Here is a 17,152-nt window from a genome sequence, read left to right on the forward strand (position 1 = left end):
TATGTCGCACCCACACGCTGTTGCTGTCGCATTTCCAGATATAGATCCGCTATTAAACTCGCTCACCCAAAATATTGATAGCCATACTACCTTAATTAGTCTCTGCGGGGCCGGTGGAAAAACCAGCACCCTGTTCTGGCTGGCGGAATATTTTTATCAACAGGGTAAAAGGGTGCTAATTACCACCACCACCCGGATGTTTCTGCCTGCCCCGTCACACTATCGGGAATTGATTATCGAGACGGATCCCGTTCGTCAACTTACCCGCTGTCAGGCGCTACCGGATGGCCCGGCGCTGGTTGCCCTGTTCAGCCATCTCGACGAGCGCACCGGAAAGGTGGCGGGCCCCACACCCCAGCAGATTGATCTCATCAAGGGGCAGCAGCGCTTCGATCTCATCTTGGTCGAAGCGGATGGCGCCCATCACAAGTTATTGAAAGTGCCCGCTTTGCACGAACCTTGCATTCCACACCAGAGTGACTGGGTGATCGCCCTGCTGGGCGGCGCCATGGTGGGAGCCAATGCCGAACCGGCGCAGATCCACCGCTGGGCTGAATTGCAGGCCCTGTGCGGGATTGCGGCCGGTGAGCCACTTGACTGGGCACTGTTTGACAGGCTGATCTCCCACCCCGAGGGGGTGTTCAAGGGCACCCCGGCCAGGGCGCGCCGGATCTGGTTTATCAATGGGGATTATCAAAATGAGGCGTCGTGGCTCGATGAGTTGATAAAGCTGCAGAGCCGCCACCCCGAGATCCACGCCATCTGGCAGGGGGCCGTGCGCGAATCCCCCCCCATCCGTCACCTGATCTGCACAGCTCCGCACGGGGAGGCACTTTAGCCTCGCCCCTGACGTTTTAAGGATGAAAAGAGGTACCTTATGAATCTGTTTGCACACGCAGCCCGACTGGAACAGGAGAACACGCCGTTTGCCATGGCCCAGATCATCGAGAGTCGGGGCTCCACCCCGCGCCATCAGGCCCAGATGCTGGTAATGGCCGATGGCCAGATCCTCGGTACCATCGGCGGCGGCATGATCGAGCGGCTGGTGATCGAGGAAGCGATGGCCGCCATTGCCGAGCGCAAGCCGCGCATCTTCCACGGCCGGATGGCACGCAACGGTGAGCATGCGGTCGGGTCGGATTGCGGTGGTGCCATGTCGGTCTATATCGATGTCTATGGTCTGCGATCACGGCTGGTGCTCATTGGTGCCGGCCACGTCAACCGGGCTGTGGCCCATGCTGCGGCGCCGCTCGGCTTTGATGTCCATGTAGGGGATTGCTTCGAGGGGAGCCTCAACCCTGACCTCTTCCCCGCCGGTACCCATCTGGTGCAGGCCGATACCATCAGCGCGGTGATCGAGAAACTGGCCATCGAGCCCGCCAACTTCGTCATCATCGCCACCAACCATCAGGACAAGGAGGCGCTGGATCGGCTCATCAGCCGTCCCCTCGCCTATCTGGGGCTGCTCGCCAGCAAGCGCAAGGTGCAGACCTTCACCCAGGCGCTGCGCCAGCAAGGGGTGAGCCAGGATCAACTGCAGCAGCTGCACGCCCCCATCGGTTACAACATCGGTGCCGAAACCCCCGAGGAGATCGCCATCAGCATCCTCGCCGAGCTGCTGCAGGTGAAAAACGGCAAAGCGGGTGGGCTGATGCAGGATGATGTGCGCCTCAAGCGGGATCAGCTGGTGGTGATGCGTGGCTCCGGCGATATCGCTACTGGCGTGGCGCTGCGCCTGCACAATGCAGGCTTCAAGGTGGTGATGCTGGATCTCGACAAGCCCACCGTGATCCGCCGCACCGTCGCCTTCGCTCAGGGGATGTTCGACGGCGAAACAAGGGTCGAGGGAGTGCGTGCCAAGCGGGTCGAGAGCGTCGAACAGGCGTTCGAGCAGCTGGATCGGGGCGTCATTCCGCTACTGGTTGACCCTGACTGTGCCACCCTCGCCGAGCTCAAGCCCCGCTATCTGGTGGATGCCATCCTCGCCAAGCAGAATCTCGGCACCCACAAGGAGATGGCCCCCATTACGGTGGCCCTTGGCCCGGGGTTTGAGGCGGGGCGCGACTGCGATGCGGTCATCGAGACCAACCGCGGTCATCATCTGGGCCGGGTTATCTATCAGGGCCCCGCCCAACCCAATACCGGCATTCCCGGGGTGATCGAGGGACACTCCGCCCGCCGGGTGGTGCGCGCCCCTGTCGCCGGGGTGATGAAGAGCATTATCAAGCTCGGTGATCTGGTGCAGGAGGGGGATGTGATCGCCCATGTGGGGGACACTCCCATTATCGCGCCGCTCTCCGGCATGGTGCGGGGGTTGCTCAGCGATGGCATAGAGGTACCGGTCGGCTTCAAGATCGGGGATATCGACCCCAGAGGCGAGCGCGCCGACCCCACCACAGTCTCTGACAAGGCACGCGCCATCGGCGGCGCCGTGCTGGAAGCCATGATGCATCTGGCCAAGCGCCGATAAGGTCACGGCGCGCCCCCAGAGCACCAAACAAAGGCCCCACCGTGATGGTGGGGCTTTTTTCGGCCTGTCGGTTGATGCAGCTCCTTTACATCAGGAGAACCTGCATCACGACCGGGTTCGTTGCAATCGCCAGGCTCGCACCGCCAGCACAACCAGAGTGATGGCGGTGAGCGGCAACACAAAACCGGTTAGCGCTGCACTGAACTGACCTTGCAGCGGACTGGATGTGGCGTGGAGGATCAGCCAGCAGGTGTAGCCGATGTAGTAGGCCAGAAACAGCGCCCCTTCCCAGCGGGCGATGGTGTAACCGGTAAAGAAGATGGGCAGGCAGGCAAGCGCCACCGCAATCATTACCGGAATATCGAACTGAAGGGCGGTGGCCGACACTTCAAGCCCACCGGGAGTAACGATGGAGGTAAGCCCCAGCACGCAGAGGATATTGAAGATATTGCTGCCCACCACGTTACCCACAGCGATATCCCGCTCCCCGCGCAGGGCTGCAACGATGGAGGTCACCACTTCGGGCAAGGAGGTACCGGCCGCCACTATGGTCAAGCCGATGATCAGATCGCTCACCCCGAAGTAGTGGGCAATCTCAACCGCACTGCCAACCAGCAGGCGGGAGCCGAGGATCAGCAGACCCAGACCTGCGGCAATAAAGAGCAGATTGCGCAACCAGTTGCCCGCCGTACTCGCTTCACGGGTACCAAACTCCTGCTCGTACTCCGCCTGCACCGCTTTGTTTTCCCGTCGACTCTGGACAAAGAGAAACCCGGTGTAGGCGATGATGCCGGCAAACAGCAGCGCCCCTTCCAGCGGAGCAATACGGCCATCGTAGCCCAGCAACAACACCAGAAAAGAGACCACTATCATCAAGGGCACATCGAGACGTACCAGTTGCTGGGAGACGGTCAACGGTACGATCAGTGCCGAAATACCTAAAATAAACAGCACGTTGAAGATATTGCTGCCGACCACGTTCCCCACCGCTATCCCTGCCTGTCCCTCGAGGCCAGACTGGATGCTCACCGCCAGCTCGGGAGCACTGGTCCCAAAGGCCACTATGGTCAATCCCACCACCAGTGGCGATATCCCCATCATGGTGGCGAGGCGAGATGCGCCCCGCACCAGAGATTCGGCCCCCACCACCAGACACACCAGGCCTACAGCCAACCACACCAGCGTCATCATACGGTCTCATCCTTGCCGTTAGGTTCGTTGAAATAATCACAATGAATCAGATACCTGTGCTCCAGCACAGCCAGACCACGCCATTGTAACGAGGGGCTGGTCCCCTGTCGCGGGCTCTTTTGAGTGCTGTTTCTCGTGCCACTGGCAGCCCAGTCACCACTCAACCGTGCTTGATACGGGTCTCCCCCGCCACCGACACCACGGAACGCTTGCCCTTGCGGCTGATGACGATAAGCGCCAGCACGATAAGGCCAATGCCGCTCCCCTCCACCGGCCCCGGGTTTTCGCCGAGCAGCCACCAGGAGAGCAGCACGCCGCTCACCGGCACCGCCAGGGTACTGAGGCTGGCGATCCCGGCCGGCAGCTTTTTCAGCACGAACAGCCAGAGGCTCCAGGCCAGCGCCGTGGCGAAGATGGCGCTGTAGGCGAGCGCACCAAACACATAGGGCTGCCAGTCGATGGGTCGCTCCGGCACCAGCGCCGCCACCACGGCCATCACCATGGTGGCGTAGATCATCTGCCAGGTGGTGAGGGACATCAGATCCACCGCGGGATGGCGGGCATACATCCGCTTGGCGATGATGGCGCTGATCCCCCAGCAGATGCCAGAGAGGATCGCCAAGAGCGCACTCTTGAGGGATTCAAGATGCAGCAACCAGGGCTGGATCACCAGCAGCAGACCGCAGGCAGCCACCCCGACTGCCAGATAGTGGAGCTTTCGCATCCGCTCGCCGAGAAAGAGCGCCGCGAAGATCACCACCCAGAACGGCATGGTGTAGCTCAGAATGGCCACCTTGCCCGCACCGCCGCTGATCAGCGCCCACTGGGCCAACCCCACCATGCCGCAGGTCTGGAACAGGGCGATGGCGAAGGTATAGCGAAACGGGGTGGGTTTGAGATAACGGCGCCCGCGCAGGGCCAACACCAGCAGCAGAACCAGAGATCCGCACAGGCAGCGCAGGGCGGTGAACTCGAAGGCCCCCGCGTAGAGCATCACCTGCTTCATCACGATCCAGCTGTAACTCCAGATGGCGGTGAGCAGGACCAATCCCCCCAGCGCCGCTATATTGATCTTTCCACTCATCTCTCACCACGCATAGCTCTGCCTTTCGCCTCTTGTTCCGATGGGCCAACCCTTATCGGGGTGGCTATCTTACCCCTGTGCTGGCGGGCAGCCCATTCCCTACGGGCGAATAGCCTATGGGCAAATTGCCTGTGAGCAAATCGACCTCAGCCACGGCAGCGCCCGAGCCAAAAACAGCAGGGGGCCAAGGCCCCCTGTCTATAAACCCGTCATCGCGTTGCACGCTACAGGCTGATCACGGTCCCGGTCTTGCCAGCGATCCCCTCAGCTGCCTTTTCCAGCAGGGTGATGAGGGATTTGCGCCCCGGCAAGGATGTGGCGAACGAGAGCGCCGCCTCCACCTTGGGCAGCATGGAGCCTTTGGCAAACTGCCCCTGGGCGATAAAGCTGTTGGCATCTCCGACGCTCAGCTGATCGAGCCACTGCACATCAGGCTTGCCGAAGTTGATGGCGACCTTCTCCACCGCGGTGAGGATGATCAACATGTCGGCGTCAATCAGTTCCGCCAGCTTGGCACTGGCCCAATCCTTGTCGATCACCGCGCTGGCACCGCGCAGATGATTGCCTTCGCGCAGCACCGGAATGCCGCCGCCACCGACGGTGATCACCACCTGACCGGCTGCCAGCATGGCAGAGACGGTCTCCTTCTCGATGATGTCGATGGGTTTGGGAGATGCGACCACCCGGCGATAGCCGCGACCGGCATCCTCTTTGAGCCGCTCGCCCTTGGTCATCAGCACCTCGGCCTCCTCCTTGCTGAAGAAGCCGCCGATGGGCTTGCTCGGGTCGAGGAAGGCGGGATCGTTTTTATCCACCTCCACCTGGGTCACCAGAGTGGCGACCGGCTTGTGGATGCCGCGTTCCAGCAGAGCTTCGCGCAGGGCGTTTTGCAGGTCATAACCGATATAACCCTGACTCAGGGCCACGCAGACCGACATGGGCAGATGGGGCGCCTTGGAGTCATGACGGGCCGCCACCTCGAACGCCTGCTGGATCATCCCCACCTGCGGGCCGTTGCCGTGGGTCACCACCACCTCATGCCCCTGGGCGATCAGGTCGGCAATGGTGCCCGCCGTGCTCTGCACCGCCTTCATCTGCTCGGGCAGGTTGTTGCCCAGCGCATTGCCACCAAGGGCCAGTACGATTCTCTGTTTCATCTTGTTATCTCCAGTGATGGGACAAGCCGGCGCGATACCGGCCCACCTTTCGTTGTTCACATAACCTTGCTGATTTGCGTGTTTCGAACGAATTGTCAGCCTGCCACTGTGGGGCAAGGCGAGCGCAGCTCCGGCGCCAACGCCGGATCAAAGGGCGCTCTGGCCAAAAACCGGCCATGACCACGCCGCCCGAGGAACTCGCCATCGCGAGCGACTATCTCGCCACGGCTCAGGGTCATCCTGATCCGGCCGGGACAGCGCATCCCCTCGTAGGGACTGTAGTCGCCGTTGTCGTGCAAGGCGGCGTGACGGATCAGGGTCTCACCACGGGGATCCATCAGCACCAGATCGGCGTCGGCCCCTGGTTGCAAGTTGCCCTTGCGCGGCCAGAGGCCAAACAGGCGCGCCGAATTGGCGCTGGTGAGCGCCACAAAGCGTGATGGCGAGATGCGCCCGCCCAGCACCCCGTGGGCAAACAGCAGCAACATCCGGTTCTCGACCCCGGGCAAGCCGTTGGGGCAGAGGCTGAAATCACCGCCTGACAAGGTCATGCGCTGGGCGTGGGAGAAGTTGCAGTGATCGGTCGCCACCGTGTCGATATCGCCCGCAGCAACGCCGACCCACAGCTTGTCCTGCTCGCAGCGTGAGCGCAGCGGCGGGCTCAACAGGAAGTCGACCCCGTTCTCCCGGTAGTAGCAGGAATCATCCAAAAGCAGATATTGCGGGCAGGTCTCCACCCAGACCGGCTGACCCTGACGGCGCGCCAATTTCAGGTACTCCAGCCCCAAGCCGTTGGAGAGGTGGACGATATAGAGCGGCGCATTGCCAGCGAGCCCCGCCAGATTGATCATCCGGGCCACCGCCTCGGCTTCGCACTCCAGCGGGCGGCTCTGCGGGTGATACCAGGGCTCGTGGTGGCCCGCAGCCAGCAGGGCCGCCCGCCGCGCCGCGATGGCGGCATCGTTCTCGGGATGGACGGTGGCGAGCGCCCCCACCTCTTTGAGGCGGGCCAGCGCGCGCAGCACGTCATGGTCCCCCAGCTTGTACTGGTAGGTGAGATAGAGCTTGAAGCTGCTGATCCCCTCCTCCTGCACCATGGCGGCCATCTCGTGGAGGATGGCGTGATCCACATGCTGGATCACGCCGTGAAAGCTGTAGTCGATCACCGCCTGATCGGCGGCGTAATCGTGATAGCGGGCCAGCTGGTGATGCAGATTGCACCCCGCCGGGCCAAATCCCATGTGATCGACGATGGTTGTGGTGCCACCACAGGCGGCGGCACGGGTACCGCTGAAAAAGTCATCGCAACTGCGGGCAATCCCGACATCGATGTTGAAGTGGGTATGGACGTCGATGCCGCCCGGCATCACGTAACAGCCGCTGGCATCGATCACTTCGGTCTCGCCATCGGGCTGGATATCGGCGGCACGGGCACGGATCACCCCGTTTTCGATCAGCAGATCCTGACGATATTCCCCCTGCGCATCGACCAGCACACCGTTTTTGATCAGCCGTTTCATCCCCACCACCTCGAACATCACTTCAAACAGCAAAGCCCCGCCTCAATGTAGACGGGGCACTTGCGACAGCCGGGCGGCGATGGCAGTCACCACCCGGCAGACCCCTTACTTGTCCAGCTCGGCCAGATAGAGCATGGGGATCACGGCGTACATGGCGGCGCACTTGACCAGATGCTCTTTCCAGGTCTTCTCGTTCGGGGCGTGGGCCTCCGGCTCTTTACCCGGGCCAAAACCGATGACCGGAATACCGTGGCGACCCATGATGGAGACCCCATTGGTCGAGAAGGTCCACTTGTCCACTACCGGCTCCTTGTTGAACAACTCGCGATAAGCCTTGGAGAGGGTTTTGACGGTGATGTGATCCTCTTCCACCTTCCAGGTCGGGAAGTAGCACTCGGTCGGGTAGACCAGACCGGTGTAGGCCGGACGGTCGTACTGGTACATGGAGACCTCGGCACCGGCGGCTTGCACCGCAGGCAGCGCGCGGATTTCGTCGAGCGCCCCTTGCCAGGTCTCGCCCCAGGTCAGACGACGATCGATGGAGACGGCGCAGCTATCCGCCACGGCGCAGCGGCTCGGCGAAGTGAAGAAGATCTCGGAGACGGTCAGGGTGCCCTTGCCGAGGAAGTCATCATTGCCGAGGTTGTGGCTCAGCTCCTGCAGCTCGCCAAGGATGGGGCCCATCTTGAAGATGGCGTTGTCACCGCGCTCCGGTGCGGAGCCGTGGCAGCTGACCCCCTGCACATCGATGCGGATCTCCATGCGGCCACGCTGGCCACGGTAGATCTGGCAGTCGGTGGGTTCGGTACTGACCACGAACTCGGGGCGGATCTTGCTCTGCTCGATGATGTACTGCCAGCAGAGGCCATCGCAATCCTCCTCCTGTACGGTACCGGTCACCAGCAGGGTGTACTGATCTTCCAGCCCGAGATCCTTGATGATCTTGCCCGCATAGACCATGGAGGCCATGCCGCCTTCTTGGTCAGATGCGCCGCGGCCACCGATGATCTCGTGATCTTCCATCCCCTCATAGGGGTCGAACTTCCAGTTGGCCATGTTGCCGACGCCCACGGTATCGATGTGGGCATCCATGGCGATCAGGTGCGGGCCGTGGCCGATATAGCCCAGCACGTTGCCCATGGGGTCGATCTCGACCTTGTCAAAGCCAACCTTCTCCATCTCCTGCTTGATGCGCAGCACGACGCGCTCTTCATCGCAGCTCTCGCTCGGGATGGCGATCATGTCGCGCAGGAACTGACTCATCTCGGCCTTGTACTGGTAGGCCTTCTCCAACACCATTTCAAACGGAATTTGCTTGCTCATTGTGATTCTCCATAACAACTGAGAGTGCGCGGCCTGTTCGTCGGCAGCGCCCTGTGCCCGTTACCGCGCCCCGTTGGCGAGGCGCGATCAATGCTTCAATTCGTCTCTCTGCTCTCGCAGGGATTGCTCACAGCCGGGGTTAATCGCAGGCAGGATGTTTGCCTTCCCACACCACTTCCCGGTAGTGCTTCACATCGGTGTCCCCTTCGGTGTTGATGATGAGTACCACCGAGTTGCTATCCAGCCCGAGGCGAGCCATCAGCGCCGCACGATCCGGGTGGTGACGCACCGCCGCCAGCACACCGGTACCGACCGAACCGGACTCACCGGAGATGATGCGGGGGTCATTGCCAAGAGGGTTGCCGAGCACCCGCATACCCAGTGCCGACACCTTGTCGTGGCAGGAGATAAACTGGGTGGTGCAGCCCCTGAGCAGCGGCCAGCCGAGCGGATTGGGTTCGCCACAGGCGAGACCGGCCATGATGGTGCGCATGTCGCCCCCCACGTTGACCATCTCCCCCGCCACACCGGAGCGGTAGATGCAGTCGGCCTGATCCGGCTCGACCACTATGCTGTGCAGGTTTTTCGCCCCGAAGCAGTCCACCAGATAACCGAGCACCCCGCCCGCCAGCGCCCCGACCCCGGCTTGCAGCAGCACGTGGGTGGGCTGCTTGATGCCCATGGCCTGCATCTGCTCGACCGCTTCGTCGGCCAGAGTGGAGTAACCCTGCATGATCCAGGTCGGGATCTTGGTGTAACCCTCCCAGGCGGTGTCTTGCACTATGTGCCAGCCGCGCTCTTCGGCCATCTTCATGGTGAGGCGCACGGTGTCGTCGTAGTTCATGTCGGTGACGATGCACTCGGCACCGAGGTTGAGGATGTGATCCACCCGCTCCTGGGCAGAGCCCTTGGGCATGTAGACCACCGCATGCTGACCCACCTGCTTGGCGGCCCAGGCAACGCCGCGACCATGGTTGCCATCTGTGGTGGTGGCGAAGGTCATCGGCTCCTTGATGGTGCGTTTGATGAGATCGAAGGAGAAATCCTCGATGGCCACCCCGTATTTTTCACAGAGCAGGTTGGCGATGGCATAAACGCCACCGAGCATCTTGAAGGCATTGAGGCCAAAACGCTTTGACTCGTCCTTGACCAATATATTTTTCACCCCGATATAGGCGGCCAGATCTTTCAGGTCGCACAGGGGGGTCGGCTCATAACCGGCCAGTTTTTTATGAAAAGCGCGAGCCTTTTGTGCTTCAACACGGGAAAACAGCGGTGATGGCTCGGCGGTAAAAAAGCGGTTATCGGCAATATCCATCTTCAGCGAAAATTGGGACATGCTTACCTCACTAGGCGTTACCTGACAAAGAGCTGCCTCGCCGGGAGATCCGTTATTCAGATACCACGGGGAGAAAACTCGAAATAATGTGTTCGACAGCGTGGGCAGGATGATTATTCACCCTGCCCTGCCCTGCCGTTATTTATTTCACCCGCTTTTGCGCCTCTTTAATCAGATTCTCCAGGGTTTCTGCCGGGGCGGAGAATTTACGGGCCATGATCATGGCGGCGATAATATAGGGCTTCCAGCTCGCCTCTTTGTAAGTGGCGATACGGTATTTCTCGAATACCCCTTCGGTCACTTCCCCTTCCTTGCAGGAGACACCGGAAATATCGGCCGGCAGGCAGTGCATATAGAGCGCTTCGCCACCCTTGGTGAGCTTCATCATCTCTTCGGTGCAGTGCCAATCCTTGTGCTTGGCGTTCTGCTCAAGGCAGTGTTTCTCCAGCTCTTTGAGACCGGCGTGGTCGTTGGCACGCAGCAGTTCGGTACGCTGCTCCATCACCTTGTAGGGAGCCCAGGACTTGGGATAGACGATATCTGCGTCCTTGAAGGCCTCTTCCATGGAGGTGACCTGACGGAAGCTGCCGCCGGATGCCTTGGCATTCTCCTTGGCCACTTCGATCACGTCCGGGATCAGGTCATACCCTTCTGGGTGGGCCAGGGTCACATCCATACCAAAGCGGGTCATCAGGCCGATGATGCCCTGCGGTACGGAGAGCGGCTTGCCGTAGCTCGGGGAGTAGGCCCAGGTCATCGCAATCTTCTTGCCCTTGAGGTTTTCGAGGCTGCCGAAGTGCTCCTGCAACCAGGCCAGATCAGCCATTGACTGGGTCGGGTGATCAATGTCGCACTGCAGGTTGACCAGTGCCGGACGCTGGGGCAGCACCCCCTTCTCGAACCCTTCATCCAGTGCGGCGCCCACTTCACGCATATAGGCGTTACCGGCCCCCAGATACATGTCATCGCGGATACCGATGGCATCGGCGCAGAAGGAGATCATATTGGCGGTTTCACGGACGGTTTCACCGTGGGCGATCTGGGATTTGCCCTCATCCAGATCCTGCTGGGCCAGACCGAGCAGGTTCAGTGCAGAGGCATAAGAGAAGCGGGTTCGGGTGGAGTTATCGCGGAAAACCGAGATACCGAGCCCGCTATTAAACAGTTTGGTAGAGATATTTTCGGCGCGCAGGGTCTTGAGGGATTCGGCCAGTTTCAATACCAGCTCCAGCTCCTGAGGAGTTTGCTCCCAGGTCAGCAGAAAATCTTTTTCATGCAGGTTGGATTTGAGTGCTCTGATCTCTTTGATTAATTCGTTAACTGCTTTCATCGTTCGCCCCAATCATTGGATGAGATATGGATAGCTCCCCTTTCACTCACGATGTCACCAGCATCCCGGTTGTGGGTGAGCGCGTCGGTTAGCGTCGATATGAGGCAATCAATAACCATGCCAAACCAATAAAATGCAGGCAGATATTAATAAATGGCAAAAGTGTGTGATGCCACCCACAAAATCAGCGGCTATTTCAGCGATTTAATCCATAAAAAGGTGCGCGGATCAGCTAGGCCATAAAATAGCAAGGTGATAATAATCAGAGGCGATATCTCGGTGTCGGTGAGAATTATCATCAAAGGCCAGTCTCAGGGGCTGAAATGATATAACCGGTCTGGCCGTTATCATTATGATAATGCCCCTTTTGCATTCAACTGTCCGCGATGGCCAATGGCCAGCACTGCCAGTGCTCAGCCAGGATCAACACCTCCTGTTCCAGCCAAGCTCCCTTCGTCACCAGTTCATCGAGCCAGGGAACGCCTGCCGGCGTACCATGACCATCGTCCTGATCAGCCTGCTTCGTCACACGCCAGGGCACCTTGCCACTGTCCTTCGCAAAGGTGCGTACCGGACAGGCGTAGTGATCCAGATAAGGCTGCAGCTCACTGGGGAGCCAGAGCATGGCAGGACGCTGCAGCTCACGCGCCAACTCGATGGCAATATCGATACCTCGTTGATCGAGATCGCCGAAATGGGCCCACTGCACGCCCGCAGGCAGCAGCGGGATCAGCTGTTTGGCCAGGGTGGTATTGCGACCGGGAGCAAAGAGCAGCAGTTGCCCGGGTTGCAGCGGGTAGTCGACAAAGGCCCCCTTGTTCTCCACCGTAATGACGCGATCACCTTGCCAGCCGATGGCCGCCAGCGTGCCCAGAGTCCGCTCCGGCAACGCCAACTCTCCCAACAACGCCATCATTGCAGTCATATCGTGCTGCTGACCGTGCCGATCGACCAGCGAGAGCGGTTCGAGGGTACGGATGCGGATTATCTCATCTTGAGTTAGCGACAAGTTCGCAAGCTGTGGCGCGGCAAGGGATGCTGACCGCGGATGCTTGCTGTCCCCATGCCAGAGGGCATAAAAGCAGGCCTGATTGAGCCGTGCAGGCAAACTCACTCCCATTCGTTGCAGCTGCTCCCCCTTGTCCGGTTCGGGGGGCGCAGCCCGTGCCAGTTGTCCAGTCAGATAAGTCCGCCCCGCTTCGGTCAATATATGACGGGAACTGCGCCCAACTGACTCGACTCCGCCCACCGCCTGCAGCAACTCCTTCAACTCGCGGCCATGCCGACTCTCAAGGGAGCAGCCCTTTCCGGTCTGGCTATCGAGCAACCGTGCACACAAATCCTGTACCTGCACCTCATCAAACAGCGACATCCTTACCTCTCTATGTAGCTTCATATGACGAAGTAGAGGTGATTTTCCCTGTCATTACCGTGATCGGCTTCGCAAGCGGTCCTTATCAGCCCCGCCATGCATGGCCCGTACTGGTAAACCCGCTACAAAGGGCGCAAGCTGGTTTGATATAGAGATACGCTGCGCTCTTCGCGGCACGACAACGCGACACCCGCTTTCACAAGGGCTTGCCATGACCGACGCCACAGACCCCTCGCCATCCTCTTCCTGGCATCTTTCTGATATCCGCGAGCTGGCGCAACTGCTGACCCTGGCGCTGCCTGCCGCGGTAGAGATCACCGAAGCGGTACATCAGGCAGTGCTAAGCGGTATGGGGATCAAGGGGCGGGATGAGGGGAAGACATCCGGGCTCACCGGGCTGGTCTACAAGGGGGTTCACGGCGCGGCCAATACCCTCGGCAGCGGCATCAACGAACTGCTTAGCCGGCTACCAGCCACTCCGCAGCCCCACCAGATCCCCGAAACCCCGAAACGTGCGGCCCTGATCGCCACGCTCAACGGCGTGTTGGGAGACAAGCTGGTCGAACACCACAATGCCCTCGCCACCCCCATGACACTGCGCTATCAGGGCAAGCCCCTCGATTGGCAAGCGATATCGGAGGATCTACTACACGAGGGACGGGTGCTGTTGATGGTCCATGGTCTCTGCATGAACGATCTGCAGTGGCAGACCGAGCATCAAGGCAAACCGGTCAATCACGGGGAGCAGCTTGCCGCCGCGCTTGGCTATCAGCCTCTTTACCTGCGCTACAACTCGGGCTTACCCATTGCACAAAACGGACAGACGCTGGCCCTGCTGCTGGAGCAACTGCTCGCCCACTGGCCGGGAGAGCTCAAAGAGATAACGATAATGGGCTACAGCATGGGGGGGCTGGTTGCCCGTAGCGCCTGCCACCATGCCGGCGTGGCCGGGCTCACCTGGCCTGTGCACCTTGCCAATATGATCTTTATTGGCACGCCACACCACGGCGCGCCGCTCGAACACGCCGGACACTGGCTGGAGCAGTTGCTGCCCGCCACAGCCTACAGCGAACCCTTCGTCAGGCTGGCACGGCTGCGCAGTGCAGGAATCAGGGATCTACGCCACGGCAAGGTGGTCAATGAAGTGGCCCAACCCGACCCCGCCGCGCCCTTGCGCGATCCCCGCGTCCCACTCCCCTTGCCCGGTGGCGTCAACTGCTATGCCATTGCCGCGACCACTGCCGCCAAGCGCAGCCTGCTGGCTGATCGGCTGATTGGCGATGGACTGGTGCCCCTGCGCAGCGCCCTCGGCCAGCACAACGAAGCGCGCCATCAGCTGGCCTTTATTCCCGCCCATACCCTGATTGTCTATCGCACCAGCCATATGGCCCTGCTCGGCAGCCCGCAGGTTGGCCAGCAACTACTGCGCTGGCTCAGCCCCTTGCTGCCATAGCGAGCTGGCTATTAAAGCGACGGAGTGCTGGTTTACAGGGTGGCCATGTGGCACTCTGGGACGTCGAAGGAAGAGACCCACACTGACACCTCGTGTGTCACCACTGCAAAGGAGCGCCAAAGATGGCTAAAGCAAGCAAGAAAGAAATCAAGAAGAAGATCGCCGCACGCCTTGAGAAGATTGCCAAGCATGAAGGCAAGATCAAGAAGCTGAAGAAGGCCCTGAAGTAGGCCCCATCGCATAAGAGAAACCGCCAACTGGCGGTTTTTTTATCCCAATTTTCGCCCCTTTACCATCGCTTTGATACCGATGGCCTTGATGTAAACGCCTCAAGCGCACCTCAGCAGAACAACCCGGCAGAAACCACGCACGTTCTCATCACCGCTATTTGGTCTAACAGCGCCAATCGGGCGCCGCGCGCGCCCATGCCAGCAACTACCTTCAACGGAGTGTTTGATATGAGCCAGCAGTGGAGCGCCATATGTTCTCTTACACCCTCACCTTCAAGGATGATGTCGACCGCCTGACCGCCCCCGAGCAGGAGATCACCTTGCAGAGCCCCGCTCAGGCGGGGGATTTTATTATCCTCTCCGACGGCAGCCGCCATCAGGTGATGTTTGTCACCCACCGCGCCCACTACAGCAGCCTCTATCTCGATAAAGGGGTCAGGGTGCCGCAAAGCTAGCGACGCTCATCTCTCTATTTTCGAAAGCAAAAGAGCGGCACCTGGCCGCTCTTTGATAAGTCGTGATATGACGTTGGCGTCACAGCACCTTGATCACCGGTTGGTGCACTATCTCGACGTCTTTTTTATAGACCACCAGCTCACCCGGTGGCACGCCTCGCTCACCCAATACGGTGACGACACACTCGTAGCGATAGGGGCCGCTCGTGAAGAGATAGGTATGATTGCCCCCCGTCCCTTCCACCCTGACGGTGCCATTTTTCAGCACCAGATCCGGCTTGTCGGCGAGCGTCTTGCCCTTGGCCCAAGAGGCGTAGCGATAGTGGCCATCGTCCAGCTCGTCGATACGGATGGTAAATTTCTCGGTCTGCCACATCAGCTCGGGGCTTTTGTACTCCTGCACACTGGGATGCAGACCGCTCTTCTGCCTGGCGATAAGCTCGGCTTTCAATTTGACGGCCTGCGCCGTCTGATGATTGATACCGATGACCTTGCCATCAAAATCCATCCATACCTCGCCACTGCCCAGCATAATGCCGCGCCAGCCCATGGTCTGCCAATCCTGCCCGACCCGGGAGGTAGCGATGCTTTTTAAAATGGCGTCATCAAATACCTCGTCAAAACGGGTCAGCATCTCCGCCGGGGTTTTGATGGCGGGAATGGGATACTCCTGCTTGAAGGGGTACTTCATCTGGTTGGCAAGGGCCTGATGATCCTGGGCTTCTGCCGCATCGACCAACTGCTGCACAAAGGGGCGATATTCGGCCGGCAGCTGCTCCTCATCGGCAGATACCGAGAGCGATCCCAATAATGATCCCAGCAGCAATACAGCCCATAATCCATAACGTTTCCGCTCCGTTTTAGCGCCGCAAGTCAATGACCTCCTGACCCCCCATTTAGCAGCGCCCATTTTGCTTGCGATATGTCCAAATGAATTCTTCAAACCTTGCATGGCAGCAATATCCTCTACTCGCTCGGCCTTGAGCCTCAACCTGGGATCGGGAGCCGTCAAAATATTCAAAATCGCCATCACAACTCTCCATTAACCACTTTTTTCAATCCGAGGTCACAGCCCAACGGCCGGGACATGGAGACAAACGCCTGATCCTCTTCGACCACGTTGTAACCAAGGCGCTCATAAAACCGTATCGCCCCATGGTTCTCTGTGAAGCTGGACAAAGTGACCCGGCATTTCCCCTCACGCTCAGCCTCCTGATGAAGCCGTTCCATCACGGCAGCACCAAGCTGCCGCCCCTGATACTGAGGGAAAATGATCAGCAGATGGACATGCTGGGCATCCTCATATGGCTTGCTACATAACAGACCAATGCGTTCTCCCCCATGCAGGATCCACGAAAACCATTGCGGCAGATATGAGCTGGTTAGTCGCTCGCGTTGAAATTGGTCATCCCAGCCAAAGAGCGCCTCAACATAGGGAAATATTCCCTCTTTGACGGCAGTAAAGACCTGCTCAAATTCACTTTGCGGCACATCTACAAGCTCAATACCCATTATCGTCCTCCCTGCCTACCTCATATCGACGCGCTGATGGTCAGCACCATCTTTTGGTATGCCTTCCTGCGATAGCAGGTTATACCACTACCACTGAACTTGAGTCCAAATTAAATTCTCATTTGGATACCTCATCCGTTAACAGGAAGATGAAAACATCTTGGATATAAACAGGAGAGAGTGATTAAAAATCAGAGGATTAGTAGATGCAGGCTGGCAAAAGACTGGCGTGATAACTTGCTTGAAACGCATCTTTTCTCGCACTTGAGATATGAATAAAAAATCGGGCCCTCTGGCCCGAATGGATTAAGAGTAGCTGACCTCATCCAGGAAAATAAGCTGCAGTGGCTCTGCAAGTAGAGACTCAGCCTGAGCGGCAAAGGCCTGAAAATAGTCAGTCTGACAATGGCTATCCAACGCAGCTTGGCTGACGAATGCCTCACGCATGTAAAAGGTGCCTGGCTCATCCCGCAATTCAAACAGCACATAGTCCAAGTTACCCGGTTCGTGCCGAGTAGGCTCAATAAGCTTGATCAACTCCCGGCACAGCTGCTCCCTCATACCGGCTCTAGCTTTAAGCACTGCGATGGACACCAGTTTCTCTTCATTCATCTTCATCTGCTCCGTTATCAGATCAATCATTCAAGTATTTCGATTGGGTGTACCTCTTGGATACGGAGCAGTGTAAGAGGGCAGACTTGCAGGATATAGCCATA

The 17,152-nt window shown here is 59.2% G+C and carries 15 protein-coding genes and 1 pseudogene; 4 read left to right on the forward strand and 12 right to left on the reverse strand.

Features of this window, described 5'->3' with window-relative positions; translation table 11 throughout:
• The first annotated feature begins 1 nt into the window (after position 1).
• Both yqeC and yqeB read left to right on the forward strand, forming a co-directional pair.
• The gene (gene yqeC / locus ACTG1P_RS03115; RefSeq protein WP_440000463.1) at positions 2 to 838 is read left to right on the forward strand and encodes a selenium cofactor biosynthesis protein YqeC; all 837 of its coding nucleotides are present in this window, start codon (positions 2 to 4) and stop codon (positions 836 to 838) included.
• 39 nt (positions 839 to 877) lie between these two features.
• The gene (gene yqeB / locus ACTG1P_RS03120) at positions 878 to 2,470 is read left to right on the forward strand and encodes a selenium-dependent molybdenum cofactor biosynthesis protein YqeB (RefSeq protein WP_440000464.1); all 1,593 of its coding nucleotides are present in this window, start codon (positions 878 to 880) and stop codon (positions 2,468 to 2,470) included.
• A gap of 105 nt (positions 2,471 to 2,575) precedes the next feature.
• Here the strand turns inward: yqeB and ACTG1P_RS03125 are convergent, their stop codons facing one another.
• From ACTG1P_RS03125 to ACTG1P_RS03160, 8 genes are all read right to left on the reverse strand, one after another.
• Positions 2,576 to 3,661, reverse strand: a complete 1,086-nt coding sequence (locus ACTG1P_RS03125; protein WP_005360785.1) for a calcium/sodium antiporter — start codon at positions 3,659 to 3,661, stop codon at positions 2,576 to 2,578.
• Positions 3,662 to 3,821: 160 nt separating this feature from the next.
• Entirely contained in the window at positions 3,822 to 4,745 is a 924-nt protein-coding gene (locus ACTG1P_RS03130; protein WP_440000465.1) for a DMT family transporter, read from the reverse strand.
• Positions 4,746 to 4,969: 224 nt separating this feature from the next.
• Positions 4,970 to 5,902: a carbamate kinase gene (gene arcC, locus ACTG1P_RS03135; protein ID WP_440000466.1), complete on the reverse strand. Its 933-nt coding sequence runs from the start codon at positions 5,900 to 5,902 to the stop codon at positions 4,970 to 4,972.
• A gap of 95 nt (positions 5,903 to 5,997) precedes the next feature.
• Entirely contained in the window at positions 5,998 to 7,422 is a 1,425-nt protein-coding gene (hydA, locus tag ACTG1P_RS03140; protein ID WP_440002277.1) for a dihydropyrimidinase, read from the reverse strand.
• Positions 7,423 to 7,527: 105 nt separating this feature from the next.
• Positions 7,528 to 8,745 carry a YgeY family selenium metabolism-linked hydrolase gene (locus ACTG1P_RS03145; protein WP_040070003.1) on the reverse strand — a complete coding sequence of 406 codons (1,218 nt, stop codon included), beginning with the start codon at positions 8,743 to 8,745 and terminating at the stop codon, positions 7,528 to 7,530.
• 139 nt (positions 8,746 to 8,884) lie between these two features.
• On the reverse strand, positions 8,885 to 10,084 hold the full coding sequence (gene dpaL / locus ACTG1P_RS03150) for a diaminopropionate ammonia-lyase (RefSeq protein WP_440000467.1): 1,200 nt from the start codon (positions 10,082 to 10,084) through the stop codon (positions 8,885 to 8,887).
• 142 nt (positions 10,085 to 10,226) lie between these two features.
• Positions 10,227 to 11,414 carry a knotted carbamoyltransferase YgeW gene (gene ygeW, locus ACTG1P_RS03155; protein ID WP_440000468.1) on the reverse strand — a complete coding sequence of 396 codons (1,188 nt, stop codon included), beginning with the start codon at positions 11,412 to 11,414 and terminating at the stop codon, positions 10,227 to 10,229.
• Positions 11,415 to 11,787: 373 nt separating this feature from the next.
• Complete coding sequence (locus tag ACTG1P_RS03160; protein WP_440000469.1) at positions 11,788 to 12,786, reverse strand: Wadjet anti-phage system protein JetD domain-containing protein; 999 nt, start codon at positions 12,784 to 12,786, stop codon at positions 11,788 to 11,790.
• A gap of 211 nt (positions 12,787 to 12,997) precedes the next feature.
• Here ACTG1P_RS03160 and ACTG1P_RS03165 point away from each other — a divergent pair, with 211 nt between their 5' ends.
• Together ACTG1P_RS03165 and ACTG1P_RS03170 are read left to right on the forward strand one after the other, a co-directional pair.
• Positions 12,998 to 14,239 carry an esterase/lipase family protein gene (locus tag ACTG1P_RS03165; RefSeq protein ID WP_440000470.1) on the forward strand — a complete coding sequence of 414 codons (1,242 nt, stop codon included), beginning with the start codon at positions 12,998 to 13,000 and terminating at the stop codon, positions 14,237 to 14,239.
• Positions 14,240 to 14,720: 481 nt separating this feature from the next.
• Positions 14,721 to 14,924, forward strand: a complete 204-nt coding sequence (locus tag ACTG1P_RS03170; RefSeq protein ID WP_167556490.1) for a hypothetical protein — start codon at positions 14,721 to 14,723, stop codon at positions 14,922 to 14,924.
• A 79-nt stretch (positions 14,925 to 15,003) separates the two neighbouring features.
• Here ACTG1P_RS03170 and ACTG1P_RS03175 read toward each other — a convergent pair whose 3' ends face one another.
• The 4 genes and pseudogenes from ACTG1P_RS03175 to ACTG1P_RS03190 all read right to left on the reverse strand — a co-directional run bounded on the left by ACTG1P_RS03175 (position 15,004) and on the right by ACTG1P_RS03190 (position 17,054).
• Complete coding sequence (locus tag ACTG1P_RS03175) at positions 15,004 to 15,834, reverse strand: hypothetical protein (protein WP_440002278.1); 831 nt, start codon at positions 15,832 to 15,834, stop codon at positions 15,004 to 15,006.
• 30 nt (positions 15,835 to 15,864) lie between these two features.
• Positions 15,865 to 15,954, reverse strand: a pseudogene (locus ACTG1P_RS03180) (peptide deformylase); the annotation flags it as partial.
• Positions 15,954 to 16,436 carry a GNAT family N-acetyltransferase gene (locus ACTG1P_RS03185; protein ID WP_440000471.1) on the reverse strand — a complete coding sequence of 161 codons (483 nt, stop codon included), beginning with the start codon at positions 16,434 to 16,436 and terminating at the stop codon, positions 15,954 to 15,956. The gene ACTG1P_RS03185 and the pseudogene ACTG1P_RS03180, both read right to left, overlap by 1 nt.
• A gap of 306 nt (positions 16,437 to 16,742) precedes the next feature.
• Positions 16,743 to 17,054: a putative quinol monooxygenase gene (locus ACTG1P_RS03190; protein ID WP_440002279.1), complete on the reverse strand. Its 312-nt coding sequence runs from the start codon at positions 17,052 to 17,054 to the stop codon at positions 16,743 to 16,745.
• Positions 17,055 to 17,152: the final 98 nt, after the last annotated feature.

Source organism: Aeromonas sp. 11P (genome assembly GCF_051920165.1).
In the GTDB taxonomy this organism is placed as follows: domain Bacteria; phylum Pseudomonadota; class Gammaproteobacteria; order Enterobacterales; family Aeromonadaceae; genus Aeromonas; species Aeromonas veronii.

Excerpts from the sequence above, each read along its gene's own strand:
- yqeC (WP_440000463.1), top strand. The coding sequence starts at position 2 with ATGTCGCACCCACACGCTGTTGCTGTCGCATTTCCAGATATAGATCCG.
- yqeB (WP_440000464.1), top strand. The coding sequence starts at position 878 with ATGAATCTGTTTGCACACGCAGCCCGACTGGAACAGGAGAACACGCCG.
- ACTG1P_RS03125 (WP_005360785.1), bottom strand. The coding sequence starts at position 3,661 with ATGATGACGCTGGTGTGGTTGGCTGTAGGCCTGGTGTGTCTGGTGGTG.
- ACTG1P_RS03130 (WP_440000465.1), bottom strand. The coding sequence starts at position 4,745 with ATGAGTGGAAAGATCAATATAGCGGCGCTGGGGGGATTGGTCCTGCTC.
- arcC (WP_440000466.1), bottom strand. The coding sequence starts at position 5,902 with ATGAAACAGAGAATCGTACTGGCCCTTGGTGGCAATGCGCTGGGCAAC.
- hydA (WP_440002277.1), bottom strand. The coding sequence starts at position 7,422 with ATGAAACGGCTGATCAAAAACGGTGTGCTGGTCGATGCGCAGGGGGAA.
- ACTG1P_RS03145 (WP_040070003.1), bottom strand. The coding sequence starts at position 8,745 with ATGAGCAAGCAAATTCCGTTTGAAATGGTGTTGGAGAAGGCCTACCAG.
- dpaL (WP_440000467.1), bottom strand. The coding sequence starts at position 10,084 with ATGTCCCAATTTTCGCTGAAGATGGATATTGCCGATAACCGCTTTTTT.
- ygeW (WP_440000468.1), bottom strand. The coding sequence starts at position 11,414 with ATGAAAGCAGTTAACGAATTAATCAAAGAGATCAGAGCACTCAAATCC.
- ACTG1P_RS03160 (WP_440000469.1), bottom strand. The coding sequence starts at position 12,786 with ATGTCGCTGTTTGATGAGGTGCAGGTACAGGATTTGTGTGCACGGTTG.
- ACTG1P_RS03165 (WP_440000470.1), top strand. The coding sequence starts at position 12,998 with ATGACCGACGCCACAGACCCCTCGCCATCCTCTTCCTGGCATCTTTCT.
- ACTG1P_RS03170 (WP_167556490.1), top strand. The coding sequence starts at position 14,721 with ATGTTCTCTTACACCCTCACCTTCAAGGATGATGTCGACCGCCTGACC.
- ACTG1P_RS03175 (WP_440002278.1), bottom strand. The coding sequence starts at position 15,834 with ATGGGCGCTGCTAAATGGGGGGTCAGGAGGTCATTGACTTGCGGCGCT.
- ACTG1P_RS03185 (WP_440000471.1), bottom strand. The coding sequence starts at position 16,436 with ATGGGTATTGAGCTTGTAGATGTGCCGCAAAGTGAATTTGAGCAGGTC.
- ACTG1P_RS03190 (WP_440002279.1), bottom strand. The coding sequence starts at position 17,054 with ATGAAGATGAATGAAGAGAAACTGGTGTCCATCGCAGTGCTTAAAGCT.